Origin of the sequence: Actinobaculum sp. 313, from assembly GCF_003073475.1 — a bacterium.
In the GTDB taxonomy this organism is placed as follows: Bacteria; Actinomycetota; Actinomycetes; order Actinomycetales; family Actinomycetaceae; genus Asp313.
Window position 1 is genome coordinate 1,120,907 of record NZ_CP029033.1, and the last position, 13,169, is coordinate 1,134,075.

Here is a 13,169-nt window from a genome sequence, read left to right on the forward strand (position 1 = left end):
ACTTTGTACTACCGAGTGAGTTCATTAGTGATAATGGGTGAACTCAGGCGTCACAATAGATGTGCAAGAGCATCGAAGGAGATGTGGATGATCACTGAAAAGCCGAAGAACGAGGAGGAGTTTCAGCAGTACCTCATGGAGATCCGTGAGCTTGCTGAGGGTCCTTTCGACGAGATGCAGAAAGAGATCGAGGTAACCAACAAGTTCCCCGAAGAGTTCTATGAGCTCGCGAAGGAGCACAACCTCTATCGCTTCTACATGCCCGAGCAGTACGGTGGCTGGGGCTTCACGACGACGCAGATCATGAAGGTCCAGGAGGAGTTCTCCCGTGGCCCCGGTGGTATGCGCATGCATTTGCACCATGCTGCCGGTCTGAACTGGCGTATCATGGACGACTTTGCCCAGCCGGAGCTCAAGGAATGGGCGATGCCCCGCTTCGCTGACAAGACCCTCTTCGTCAACTTCGCCTTGACGGAACAGGAAGCGGGCTCGGGTGCCGATATCAAGACGATCGCGGTGCGCGATGGCGATGAATGGGTCATTAACGGTGAGAAGACCCTCATCTCCCACACCGATTGCTCAGACGGCACGTACTTGATTACGCTGACCGATCCAGACGCCGAGGACAAGAACCGCCGCCTTACGGCATTCTTCGTGCCGACAGATACCCCCGGCTACGAGATCGTTGACATGCCGCATATGATGGGATGCCGCGGTGCCGGTCACGGCTATCTGCACTTCAAGGACTGCCGCGTCCCCGATAAGTACCGCCTGGGCGAGGTCGGCGAGGGGCTACACGTCGCCATGTACTCCCTCGGACTTTCCCGCCTGCACATCGCCGATTCCAACCTCGGAATGGCGCAGCGCATGCTCGAGCTGCAGATCAAGCGGGCAAAGGATCGCGTGACCTTCGGAAAGCCGCTTGCACAGCGCCAGGCCATTCAGAGCTATATCGCCGAGTCTGGCAAGTGGGTGTACATGGTCCGCTCGATGGTGCATGAGGCTGCCGGGCGTTATGACCGCGGCGAAGATCCGATGACGCAGGCTTCGCTGGCAAAGCTCGCTTCGATCGATATGGTCAAGATCGTCTCGGACAATATGCTCGAGATCTTCGGTGGTATCGGGTACTTCGAGGATTGCGAGTACGGCCCGGTTGAGCGGCTTTACCGTGATTGCCGCGCAATGTGGCTGGAGGAAGGCCCGCCGACCGTTCAGCGTACGACGGCCGCTCGCGGCCTGATCGCCTCCGGCGGCGATCTTTGGAATTCTTGAGTCTCGGGATTTCCGCCCTGGGCGCGGCGGCTTTTCGAGTCGCCGCGCCTTCCATAGGTGGCTCCGTAGGTGTGGCCACCCCGCACACACTGGCGGTTGCGTCACGAGCTAGCAGCGCCAGAAAAGGCCCAAATATACGAATTGTGAGGACTCTATGAACCCGCTGCAGGGAATCAAAGTAGTGGATATGACCGCCTTTCTCGCAGCGCCGACGGTGGCGCGCATCCTTGGCGAGTGGGGCGCCGATGTGATCAAGGTCGAAGCACCGAAGGGCGATCCGGGCCGCACGCAGGGCGCGGTTTTCGGCACCCCATATACCGACGACGAAAACCTCGGCTTTGACATGTCAAACATGAACAAACGCTTCATGACAGTCGATTTGCGGCAGGAGGAGGGGCACGAAGTCATGGACCGGCTCTTGGCCGATGCCGACGTGTTCCTGACGTCGACGCGTGTCAAGTCCTTGAAGAAGCTTGGTTACGACTTCGAGACGCTGCATCAGAAATTCCCCCGCCTCGTGATGGCTCAGGTACTTGGCTTCGGTAAGAACGGGCCGCTCAAGGATGCCGCCGGTTTCGATATGACGGCCTGCATGTCACGTGGTGGCGTGCTGGGAACCCAGGTGAATCGTGGTGATCATCCCATGATTCCAGCCAATGGGTACGGTGACTTCCAGGTCTCCTTTGTTCTAGCAGCCGGCATCCTTGCGGCGCTGGTGGGACGGGAGCGGACCGGAGAAGGTGACTACGTGACAACCTCGTTGTTCCACTCCGGCGTCTTCATGATCAACACCGCCATGATCTCAGCCCAGTATGGCAACGTATACCCGAAGGATCGGCGCGAGGTGATCAATCCCTTCAATAACACGTACACCGCGGGCGATGGGAAGATCATCACGTTGTGCGCACCGGAGTATGACCGTGACTGGGATAAGGTCGTCACCCTTCTTGGGCGTGAGGACCTCGTCGGAAACGAACGGTACAACATCTGTGACAACATCAACGCCAATGGGCTCAATGGTGAGGTTGTCGATATCATCGACGAGGCCATTGCCAAGAAGCCGCGCTCCTACTGGTTGGATCTCTTCCTGGAGAACGATGTGCCGGCGGAGGCATGCCAGCTACCCAACGACATCTACGAGGACGAGCAGGGCTGGGCAAATGATGTTCTGCGAAAGGTGCGCTGTGATTCGGGCAATGAGCGCATGATCCCCACCAATCCGGTGCGGTTTGACTCGCAAGGTGACCCGGAGTTGAAACTGACTCGCGCCCAAGGTTCCGATACCGTGGAAATTCTGGGTGAGCTCGGCTATTCCCCAGAGGATATCGACCGCCTTCTTGCTTCCGGTGCCGCCCAGGGCACATTCGCTCGCAACTGACCTAGCGGGTGTGGGCGGCGTGCTTAGCGCGCCGCCCACCGTAAAGAAGGTTGCTATGAGTAGTGCACACCTAGCGGTTGGATTTGGGGAAGCGCTTCCTGAACTTCGCCACCCAGCGATTGCTGATTATTGGGATGAGGCTGTGGCGGCTGTTCCCGACCAACTTGCTGTTGCCGATGCCTGCGGTCCCGGTTTTGAAATGACGTACCGTCAAGTGGATGACGCGGCCAGACGGTTGGCAACGGTCCTGTTAGCGCACGGTATGCGACGGGGTGACGTACTGGCCATCCAAATGCCGAATTGCTGTGAGTTCTTCATCTGCGCCATGGCGGCATTCAAAATCGGTGTGACGGTAACTCCGGTGTTACCGAACTATGGATGCTCGGAACTCAGCTACATTCTGGATAAGACTCAGGCGGCGATTTATATCACTGCCTCCGAGATTCGCGACAGATCCTACAACTCCCTCATTGAACGTGCCTGTGGGCGTGCGACTGTGCGTTGCGCACTCGTCAATCAACGTGGCAACACGCCAGTACCCGCTGCGACCAACGAAGTGCCGGTGCTTGATCTCATGGAGGAGATCGCACACGCGCAGCCCCTGGCGGAAAGCGTAGTCTGCGCACCCGATGAGGTAGCCGCCATTCTCTTCACCTCGGGGTCGGAGGCGGCGCCGAAAGGTGTTCTTCTGACCCATCGGAATCTACTGTCCTCGGAGAGCGCCTTTATTCTGGCGGGCGGTTTTCGCATGGGTGAGCATATGCTCATGCCCGCATCACTCGCCCATGCGACCGGCTTCATGCACGGCATGCTGACACCGATTATGGTCCGTGGCTCGTCCATTATGGTGGACCGAGTACGGGGTGAGGAATGCGTGGCAATGATCGACAAGTTCCAGGTGACCCGCGGTATGGGGACACCCACGATCGTTGACCGCATTCTGTGTGCAGCGGAGACACTGAATAATCCATTGGGTAGTCTGGACTGTATGTTCTGTGGGGGTGCACCCATTCCCAAGAGCCTATTAGATGCAGCTGAAGGTTTCGGCGTCAGGCTCATTTCCGTTTACGGTTCGACTGAGTCCGCGCCTCACACCATGAGTAGGCAGAATGACGCTCCGGATCGTCATCTAACAACTGATGGTCGGGCTGTACCGGGTGTGGAGATAAGGGTGGTGAACCCCGACACGCACGAAACACTGCCCATCGGGGTCGAAGGCGAGGAGGCGAGCAGGGGGCCGAATGTCTTCGTTGGGTATCTGGGTGATCGGGCAGCAACGCGCCGGGTGCTGGATGACGAGGGCTGGTACTACTCGGGCGACCTGTGCGTGATGGACGAGCAGCGGTACATTCGCATTACCGGACGGCGCAAGGACATCATCTTGCGCGGCGGCGAGAACATCTCCGCATTGGAGGTGGAGCGGATCATTGACGCGATGCCGGGAGTTCTCGGAGTGTCCGTTATCGGCGTGCCGGATTCGGTGATGGGAGAGCGGGTTTGTGCCTGCGTGATCCCGAAGGATGAGCCGCTCACTGTGGATGATATGCGGGCATGGTTCAAGAGCCGCGGAGTGGCCCGATTTAAAACTCCGGAATACGTGGAGAACTTGTCAGAATTCCCGCTAACAGGGACTGGAAAGATAAGCAAGCGAACGCTACGAAACCAGTACGCTGGACTCGAGAAGGATACCGTTGGCAGATCACGGATCACTGCGGTGACGCAGCATCACGAGTGAGAAGCTGATAAAGGTTTCGACAATCAAAGGGGGATGACTGTGAGCGAAAAAGTGACGGCGAGCTCCCGCCGACCCGACGCGGGTATTCGCGCGATGCGCTCTGGTGCCGTCGGTTCGGTACTCGAGTTTTACGACTTCTTCATCTATACGCAGGCGGCAGCTATCGTCTTTCCGCAGGTTTTCTTCCCGGTTTCGAGTAGCTCACTGTCAATCATCTACTCTCTGGGCACCTTCGGTGTTGGATACATTGCCCGCCCCATAGGCGCATTCGTGCTCGGTGCTCTCGGTGACATTATCGGGCGTCGCAAAACGCTCATACTCACTATGACGCTGATGGGCATCTCCACCTTCGGCGTTGGTCTACTGCCCAGCTACGAACAAATTGGCATCGCGGCCCCTGCACTGCTGGTGTTCTTCCGCCTGATGCAGGGGTTCGGTGTGGCAGGCGAGCTATCGGGATCATCGACACTCATCATGGAGCAGACGCCGATTGGCTTGCGCGGCCGCCGCTCCTCGGTGACCTTGCAGGGGGCTCAGGCCGGGCAGATCTTTGCCGCGTTGATCTTCATCCCGCTTTCTGCCTTCATGTCCGATCACTCCTTTGAAACGATTGGTTGGCGGGTGCCCTTCATTCTCTCCGCGCTGTTTGTAATCTTTGGATTCCGTGTGCGTTTGAAAACCGTGGAGAGTAAGAAGAGTACGGCGGTGGATATTCCGCCGATTCGCACGGTATTCCGGGAATCCCCGGGCGCGCTGGCGCGGGTGTTCGTTATGGCGCTGATGAATATCATCCCGGTGACGGCGACGGTGTTCGGAGCCTCCTACGCCACCCAGGAGGACTACGGTATCGGTTGGCATGCGGATGTTTACCTCTGGATCCCCGTGGTCGGCAATGTTGTTGCTGTCCTTGTGATTCCGCACGTGGCATCCCTGTCTGACAAGCTCGGGCGCCGTCCGGTGATTATCGGCGGATCGCTGGGTGCGGGTCTGCTTTCCTTTGTGTATTTGTGGGCGATCTCAATCGACTCTGTTGCACTTACCGTGGTGATCGCCATCCTCATGTGGGGAATGCTCTACCAGGGCTATAACGCAGTGTTCCCCTCCTTCTATCCGGAACAGTTCCCCACTTCAACACGGGTCACCGGCATGGCGATTGCACAGAATCTTGGAACGACGGTTTCATCGCTAATGTCGATTGTTTTCGTCGCGTTAGTGGGCCCGGGTACCTCGTATGGGAAGATTGTCGCCGTCGTCGGTGGGCTGACGTTGGCCATCACCATTATGTCCGCTATCGCCACCTATCTGTCCCCGGAGACTTCGCGTATGCAGGCCGACCAGCTCGGCGTGCCTGGAGCCGTTCCGATGGATGAGGAGGAATATCAGTTGCTTCGCCAAGAGAACCTGGCGAAAGTCAGTACCCGCCTGATCGGTTAACCGTTCAGGTCTACCGCTGGCGGTGCCGCCGTCGCGGAATAAACACAGAAAGGTCCCTTTATGGCACAGATTATGACTGAGGAGCAAGAGCTCCTCGTAGAGGCGATCCGGGAGTTCGTATGGCGTGAAGTTGCGCCATCGGTGGCTGAGCGTGACCGGGAGAGTCGCTGTGAGCTCTCGGATTTCCAGTCGGCCTTCGAGATGGGATTCCATATGTTGGAGATCCCGGAGGAGTATGGCGGCTCCGGTGTCGACTTCCAAACAGGCGCCATGGTCTTTGAAGAATTGGGCAAGGTGGATGCCGGCTACGCCATTACACTCGTGTCCACATTTGTGGCCTTCAGGAACGTGTTGCTTGCCGGAACGAAAGAGCAGGCGGAATTATTCGCCGACAAGATCCGCGACGGCGGCCTCGGGTGTTTCGCCATCACCGAGCCCGGTGCCGGGTCTGATGCGGCAAGCATTCGCACCACGGCTGTGCGCGACGGCGACGAGTATGTTCTCAATGGACAGAAGTGCTGGATCACCAATGGTGCCATTGCAAACGTCTACCTGATATCGGCCAAGACGGATCCCGACGCCGGTGCACACGGTATCTCCACCTTCCTCGTGGAGGCGGATCGGGAGGGTGTTTCGGCCGGTGAGCATGAGGATAAGATGGGCCTGCGCACTTCCAACACCTGCGACCTCATCCTCAATGATGTGCGTATCCCCGCTGACCACCTTGTCGGTAAGGAAGGGGAGGGGTTCAAGATCGCTATGGCCGGTCTTGATGTGTCCCGCGCCTTCATGGCCACCATCGCGGTTGGCATGATGCAGCGCGCCCTCGATGAAGCAGGGAAGTACTCCCTGCAGCGGCAACAGTTCGGCAAGCCGATTATGGAGTTCCAGATGGTGCAGGATCTGCTCGCGCGAATGTCCGCGAAGACGGAGGCCTGCCGTGCCTTGGTACAGCACACCATGCGGTTGATCGACAACGACTACCGCGTGCAGAAGGAAGGGGCGATCACCAAGCAGTTCGTCACCGATTGCCTGCAGGAGGTCGCTTCTGATGCTGTGCAGGTGATGGGCGGTAACGGGTACACCAAGCAGTATCCGGTGGAGAAGATCATGCGCGATGCCAAGATCTTCCAGATTATGGAGGGAACGAACCAGATTCAGTCCATAGTGATCGCCCGGCAGCTGAAGAAGGAGTACGAGAAGCAGATCTAATGCGACGGGTTCCCGGCGTCATATGTGCCAGTTGACTTGCTGGCACGTGACGGTAGCCGGGGAACATCCGGCTTTGAATAGGCGGTCGCAGTGGAATCGCATATCCGGATTTGGAGCGGAGGGCGGGTTCGCGGACGGACTGGCTATGAGAGAGTGCAGAGGCGGTGCCTGCGCAGAGGACTCACGACGTGACACGCGCTTGGTCGGCGTCGGCAAGTACAAGACGCAGTACAGTCTCCTCGATAAGCTCGCGGACATGTGGGCCTGCGTCGGGCCCCAGCATGTCGCGGCCGAAGATCGCCTTGAACGACTTCTGATGCTCAGTCCTATTCAGCGCGAGAGCCGACAGAACTTGATGGACATCGAGGGCGGAGGGCGCATCCGGACCGCTACGAAATACGCCGCTGGCACGGCCGCGTGCCAGAATCGATTCGACGACATCGACGGCGGAGCGATTGAGCTCAAAAAAACCTGGGTCCGAGTGCTCCATGGCCCCATTGAGGAGCAGATTCTCGGAGGCGATGATGCGGACGTTGTCGGGATTGTTTTCAAAGTACGTCAGCGACGACCGGACAAGTTCGCGCAAGGCAGCGACTGGCTCGAGGCTGTCCAGATCAAGGTTCAACTCTAACTGGCGTACCATCTGGTAGGCCTGGCGTAGGGCTTCGACGTAGAGCCCCTGCTTGCTGCCGAAGTAATAGTAAATCATTCGCTTGGAGGTGCGGGTCTGACGGGCTATCTCGTCAATTCGTGCGCCATTGAAACCATGGCGCGAAAACTCGGTGACGGCGACGTGTAAGATCTCGCGCTGCGTGCGCTCAGGATCGCGCCGCACCGGGGGCGTTTGCCCGGTTTCGCTTTCCAAGCTCTCTTCGGTTATGGACGCCTTGGCCACTGTAGTGTTCCTATCTGCCAACCGCTTGCCTTGCACCGTAGGCAGGTGCTCACCTGTTCTAGAGTCATTATAGATACAGTCAGGGTAGCTCCCGGATACGATGGCGCCCTTGGACCTAAGTGCCTGCCCGGGGCGTGAGTGCCCGGGCAGGCGTGGTCATGTGCCTGCCTGGGGCGCATCTTACCTTCGCAGCCAGCTGTGGCGAGTGCTGCCGGTAGAGGCACGGCTCCGGGCGTTAGGCAAAGGGAGCTGGGATGCCCGTTTAGGTCACGCCCATGCGCATGAGGGTGGGGATGAAGGCTGGCGAGATGATTACAGTGTTCAGGCTGTAGTAATATCACGACGCCGCAGCAGCGCGAGGCCGAGCGTGATACCCATAACGGCGATGAGCAGTAGCAAGGTCAACGCGGCCCAATTGGGATCCCGGTCCGTGGCATAGTCGAACAGACTGAGCCGAAGTACCCAGCGAGGCAGGTGCAATAGGCCTCCGAACCAGGAGACGAATGCCGACCAGGCAATAGCCGCCCACACCAGCGGCATCAGTCGCCGCGCGAAGCCGTAAAGTGCGGCACCGATACCCAGTGCAGCGTAGATTCCGGGCAGCTGGCTGACGCTCATAAGGGCTGTTTGGCGAGCTGCGGTAGCGTCAAGTTCAGTGGCGGTGCCGGCGGCAAGTACGGCAGCGCAGGCGAAGACCAGTGCGCTCGCCGTTAGAAATGCCACCGCGACGCGCGCACCGAAGAAACGGATCCTGCTCACTCCGGTGCTGAGTTCGATATCGGCCAAACCCGCTGTTTCTGCGGCTGTGGCGGTGCCGATCAACGTTGTGCCCGCGATGGAAATGATGATGGCGAGAAACATCGTCGCCGCAGTCACAAACTGCGCGGTGGAACTCGTCGAATCCGTCATCGCGGAGAGGATGTCGCCATAGCCAGAAGTCTCAGCAAGGTCAAGGACCGTGGTCGACATGGTGCCGAAGAGCATCGCGAGAAGAAGAATGACGGCGGTCCATGAGACAATCGATCCGCGTGCGAGGCGTGTGGTCAGCGAGAGCGAGGAAGAGACGCGCAGACGCGCCGCACTGGCACTTCGTGGCTGGAGGAAGGCTCCGTGCAGTTCACGATGCAGGAACAGTTGCTGTGCCAGCACAAAAAGGGCTATGACGATGGCGAGCATAGGAAGTGCGGCGCCTAGCAGGTTCTTGCTATATGGGGCGAGAATGTCCTTCCAACCGAGCGGGGTGATCCAGCGTATCCACATTTGTCCCGTGGCGTCGGCTGCCACTCGCAGGGCGTAACCGAGCAATACTGAAGCCAGGGCAACACGACGAGCGGGTACCTGTGGCAACAGCTGCTCTAGAACCAAGGCAATCGCTGCATAGGTCAAACCCGCCAGCAGCAGCGCCACACCCATGACGATACTTCCTGCCGGGGAAAAGTCAGCGACGAAAAGGCTTTCTGCAACCAGGAGTCCTGTTATCAAGGCGGCAAAAAGCACCATGGGAATGATGGCAATGAGTATCTGAGCGGCGATCAGTTTTCGGGTCGGCACGCCTGTGGTTTGTATGAGTTCACGGATACCGCCGTCCTCCTCCCGACGTCCGTTCGTCAGAACAATTGCCGCAACTGCGGTCAATATCATTGCGTAGGCTCCCAGCTGCCATTGGAATAGGCTGCCGATAGTGAGGGGATCGGAGATCGGGCCGAAAAAGAGACCGATGGAATTGGAGTCAGTCAGGATTCCCATTATGCCCTGCAGCTCGGAAGCGTCGTCAAAGAAGGAGGCATATACGGGCGGTACGGCGATAATGAGAACGGTCAGTCCGCCTAGCCAGGCGAGGAGCGCCAAGAATCTGCTTCGTAGCCCGATGAATACTAGGCGGCGAATTTGATACTGCGTCGCCTGTCCATTTGGACGCATTGGAGTGCTCATCGCGCCACCGCCTGATAATGGCGCAGAAATAGGTCCTCGAGACTGGCCGGGGTACAGGTGATATCGGCCAGCCCGGATTTGACCGCGAGTTCAAGGACGCGGGGGACGACACTGCCGGACGCTTCGACGACGAGGCCGTCGTCGCCGTCAGATGTGGCCGCGCCAATGGGCAGCGAGACTACCGGCGTGGCCCGATCAGAGGAAGAGGTAGCGAGTTCTTCCCGCAATGCGGCAAGTCCACGTTCAAACTGTGCTAACTGGGCGGGTGGGCCAGAGAGGCGAATCTGCCGTGCCGCCAGGTGCCGCAGGTGATCAAGAGGGCCAGCTTCCACGGTTTTTCCGTCGCGAATAATCGTCACATCCGTACAGAGTTCCTGCACTTCGCTGAGAATATGGCTTGACAGGAGAACCGTCTTACCCGCCTGCCGTACCTCCTGCACGCATTGCCGGAATATGTTCTCCATCAAGGGGTCGAGGCCGCTTGTTGGCTCGTCGAGTAAGAGCACATCGACAGGGGCGGCGAAGGCGGCGACCAGAACGACCTTGCGCCGGTTTCCGGTGGAATAGGTACGTACACGCTTCGTGGGATCGAGGGCGAAGCGTTCGATGAGTTCGCGTTCGCGTGCCACGTCACGTACTCCCCGCAGTCCAGCGATGGCATCGAGTACCTGTTGACCGGAAAATGCGGGCCAGAGGGAAACTTCTCCGGGAACGTACGCGACGCTGCGGTTAATAGTGGCGGCGTCGGTGGCCGGGTTCTGACCGAGAACACGCATATGGCCTCCGTCAAGGTGATACAGGCCGAGTAGGGCGCGAATGGTAGTGGACTTACCAGAACCGTTAGGTCCGAGAAAGCCGTGCACGCTCCCCGCTTCGACGGTGAGATCAAGCCGGTCCAGTGCGGCGAGAGACCCGAAGTGCTTAACCAGCCCATGTGCTTCAATTGGGTGACCCACGAGTAACTCCTTTTGGTCGAGTTAATCCCTTTTGTCACTATCTCATCATGTGACCCAGGGTCACGGTCAACATATGCGAGCAGATTTGCCCCGCGGTCACGGTCAACGTATGCGCGGGGCCGATCTCCGCTTGATCTGTCGTAAGCGGCTTTTCCGGTGCTGTATCGGTGGAGCGTAAATGAGGGCTAGGCTTGGGGCATGAAGATCGCACGACTCAGCCTTGAGCAAGGCCCACGCTACGCCGTTCTCGACGAGGAGAACGCCCAATATCTGGTTCTCGCCGATGATCCTATGTTCGGGAAGTTTGAGCCGACCGGTCAGCGGATAGCGGAGCAGGATGCTCGCCTTGTCGCCCCCATGCTTCCACGGTCGAAGGTAGTCGGAGTGGCGGGGACTTATCCGGCACCGGGTATGTCGGTCGCAGACCGTGACCGTCCGACACTTGACGATCTGCTCGTTTTCTTGAAGCCCAACACCGCGGTGATCGGACCGAACGATCCGATTGTTTTGCCGAGCTGGGCGCCCCAGGTCGATCATGAAGTGGAACTCGCCGTCGTGATCGGACGGGTGAGCAAGGATGTTCCGGTGAACCGCGCGGCGGAGGCGATCTTCGGGTACACGGTTGCCAATGATGTGACGGCACGGCTTGAATCGCTGACCCGCGCAAAGACCTTCGACACGGCCTGCCCGGTAGGGCCGATCATTGACACATCTCTTGATCCTTCGGATGTGCAGCTCGTTTCGCGGGTGAACGGCGAGCAACGCCGTGCAGGGCGGACGAGCGAGCTCGCGTACTCAATTCCGGAGTTGGTTTCCTACCTGTCGACGCTGTTCACCCTGCTACCCGGCGACATTATCCTCACCGGCACACCGGCGGGCGACGGTCAGATTGAGGCGGGGCAAAGCGTAGAGGTGGAATGCGAAGGAATAGGCATTCTGCGCAATCCCGTTGTTCGGCAGGACTAGGCACCAGGCACTAGGCGCGCCGCGTCATCTGCATCTACCGATAAAGCGCACTCTCAATGCGATCAAGTAGTTCCGTGAGAATCGGGCGTGGCGTTGCGAAGGCCAAGCGGGCGAATGTGGCATAGTCGCGTCCGCTCAACAAGCCCTCGGTCAGGGCAACTCGTGCCTCCTCTCGGATGAAGGTTGCGGGGGAACGGCGCCCGAAACGCCCGCTGCTGGCCAGGTCGGTGAACTCGAGGAAGGATATGTAGGTGCCTTCCGCGTGGGCTACTTCGACTCCTTCCCAGGTGACAACCCGTTCCTCCAGCAAGTCGCGATTGCTGGCCAAGTAGGCGCGGACCTCGTCATTCCACGCCTGTGCTTCCATGTAGCACACCGCTGCAGCGCGGGCGCCCAAAGTGCTAGTCGGCTCGGTGACGGGGTAGGAGATCGGCTTGAATCGCTGCCAGTGGGACGGGTTATTGAAGACCATCTGGGCGCATTTGAGGCCGGGGATATTCCAGCCCTTCGAGGCGGCGACAGAGGTGATGCTGTGGGCAGCCGCCGCGTCGTTGATGGTTGCGTAGGGTATGTAGGTGGCGTCGTCGTCCAGAATCAACGAAGCGTGAACGGCGTCTTCAAAAACGTAACCGTCATGTTTGGCGACGACGGCGCAGACCGCCTCCAGTTCTTCACGAGTGAGGCAACGCCCGGTTGGGTTCCACGGGTTGCAGAGCACAAGAAGGCCCGCTCCGGCCGAGAAGGCGCGCTCTATTCCCGCGATATCGAGGTGCCAGGTGTTGCCGTCGTGAATGGCCGGGACTTGGATGGCCTCACGGCCGAACTCGCCCGGGATGGTCAGGAAGGGCATGTAGGCCGGGGTGGGGATGATAACCGCGCTTCCGGGGCGGGTGAAATGCTTGATTGTTTGGCGCATGGCTTCAAGAACTTCGGGCACGAGGAGCATTCGCTCGGGTTCAGGCTCCCAGCCGAAACGGGAGAGCCAGCGCGATGTTGCCGTGAGGCTACGCGAGCGATCCTCGTCTGTCAGGTAACCCATGGTTCCGCGCTGTGCCTCGGCGATGATAAAGTCGCGCACCTCGTTTGCTATGCCGAAGTCCATCTCAGCAATCCAGGCGCCGATTGTGCCCGGGTATTTTGTCCACTTTTGCGACGCGTACGACGTAAGCGTGTCGATGGTCGGGGAGTCGAAGTCATTTGCCATGCCTCCCAGTCTAATGTTTTGGGAGTGGGGGATGAGTGCGGTGGAGAGGTCGAAGTGCCCGGGGCCGTACGCGCGTGGAGGGTGCGGCGATTTGGTGATGGCGTCAGCCATGAGGTTGATCGTGTTCAGGTGCGCGGTGGACGTGTAGTCGCGATTTGGTGGCGGCGTCAGCGTGCCGTTCAAGG

Annotated in this window: 10 protein-coding genes; 6 read left to right on the forward strand and 4 right to left on the reverse strand. The window is 59.0% G+C overall.

Annotated features, from left to right (window positions below; all coding sequences use genetic code 11):
* Positions 1-87 precede the first annotated feature (87 nt).
* The 5 genes from DDD63_RS04795 to DDD63_RS04815 all read left to right on the forward strand — a co-directional run bounded on the left by DDD63_RS04795 (position 88) and on the right by DDD63_RS04815 (position 7,031).
* Positions 88-1,272: an acyl-CoA dehydrogenase family protein gene (locus DDD63_RS04795; protein ID WP_108715411.1), complete on the forward strand. Its 1,185-nt coding sequence runs from the start codon at positions 88-90 to the stop codon at positions 1,270-1,272.
* 154 nt (positions 1,273-1,426) lie between these two features.
* Positions 1,427-2,650 carry a CoA transferase gene (locus DDD63_RS04800; RefSeq protein WP_108715412.1) on the forward strand — a complete coding sequence of 408 codons (1,224 nt, stop codon included), beginning with the start codon at positions 1,427-1,429 and terminating at the stop codon, positions 2,648-2,650.
* A 55-nt stretch (positions 2,651-2,705) separates the two neighbouring features.
* Positions 2,706-4,385 carry an AMP-binding protein gene (locus DDD63_RS04805; protein WP_108715413.1) on the forward strand — a complete coding sequence of 560 codons (1,680 nt, stop codon included), beginning with the start codon at positions 2,706-2,708 and terminating at the stop codon, positions 4,383-4,385.
* Between the two features lie 39 nt (positions 4,386-4,424).
* Entirely contained in the window at positions 4,425-5,819 is a 1,395-nt protein-coding gene (locus DDD63_RS04810; protein WP_205647326.1) for an MFS transporter, read from the forward strand.
* 60 nt (positions 5,820-5,879) lie between these two features.
* Positions 5,880-7,031 (forward strand): acyl-CoA dehydrogenase family protein, encoded by a 1,152-nt coding sequence (locus DDD63_RS04815; RefSeq protein WP_108715415.1) that lies wholly within the window; start codon positions 5,880-5,882, stop codon positions 7,029-7,031.
* A gap of 181 nt (positions 7,032-7,212) precedes the next feature.
* Here DDD63_RS04815 and DDD63_RS04820 read toward each other — a convergent pair whose 3' ends face one another.
* The 3 genes from DDD63_RS04820 to DDD63_RS04830 form a co-directional block, all read right to left on the reverse strand.
* Positions 7,213-7,926 (reverse strand): TetR/AcrR family transcriptional regulator, encoded by a 714-nt coding sequence (locus tag DDD63_RS04820; protein WP_164505461.1) that lies wholly within the window; start codon positions 7,924-7,926, stop codon positions 7,213-7,215.
* Positions 7,927-8,247: 321 nt separating this feature from the next.
* On the reverse strand, positions 8,248-9,858 hold the full coding sequence (locus DDD63_RS04825; RefSeq protein WP_125482439.1) for a hypothetical protein: 1,611 nt from the start codon (positions 9,856-9,858) through the stop codon (positions 8,248-8,250).
* A complete protein-coding gene (locus tag DDD63_RS04830; protein ID WP_108715418.1) occupies positions 9,855-10,814 on the reverse strand; it encodes an ABC transporter ATP-binding protein in 960 nt (319 codons plus the stop codon). The genes DDD63_RS04825 and DDD63_RS04830 overlap by 4 nt, the downstream gene beginning before the upstream one ends.
* A gap of 198 nt (positions 10,815-11,012) precedes the next feature.
* Between DDD63_RS04830 and DDD63_RS04835 the strand changes: the two genes are divergently transcribed.
* Positions 11,013-11,780 (forward strand): fumarylacetoacetate hydrolase family protein, encoded by a 768-nt coding sequence (locus DDD63_RS04835; RefSeq protein WP_108715419.1) that lies wholly within the window; start codon positions 11,013-11,015, stop codon positions 11,778-11,780.
* A gap of 34 nt (positions 11,781-11,814) precedes the next feature.
* On the opposite strand, the gene DDD63_RS04840 is transcribed toward DDD63_RS04835, so the two are convergent.
* A complete protein-coding gene (locus DDD63_RS04840; protein ID WP_108716654.1) occupies positions 11,815-12,984 on the reverse strand; it encodes an aminotransferase class I/II-fold pyridoxal phosphate-dependent enzyme in 1,170 nt (389 codons plus the stop codon).
* Between the last annotated feature and the right edge of the window lie 185 nt (positions 12,985-13,169).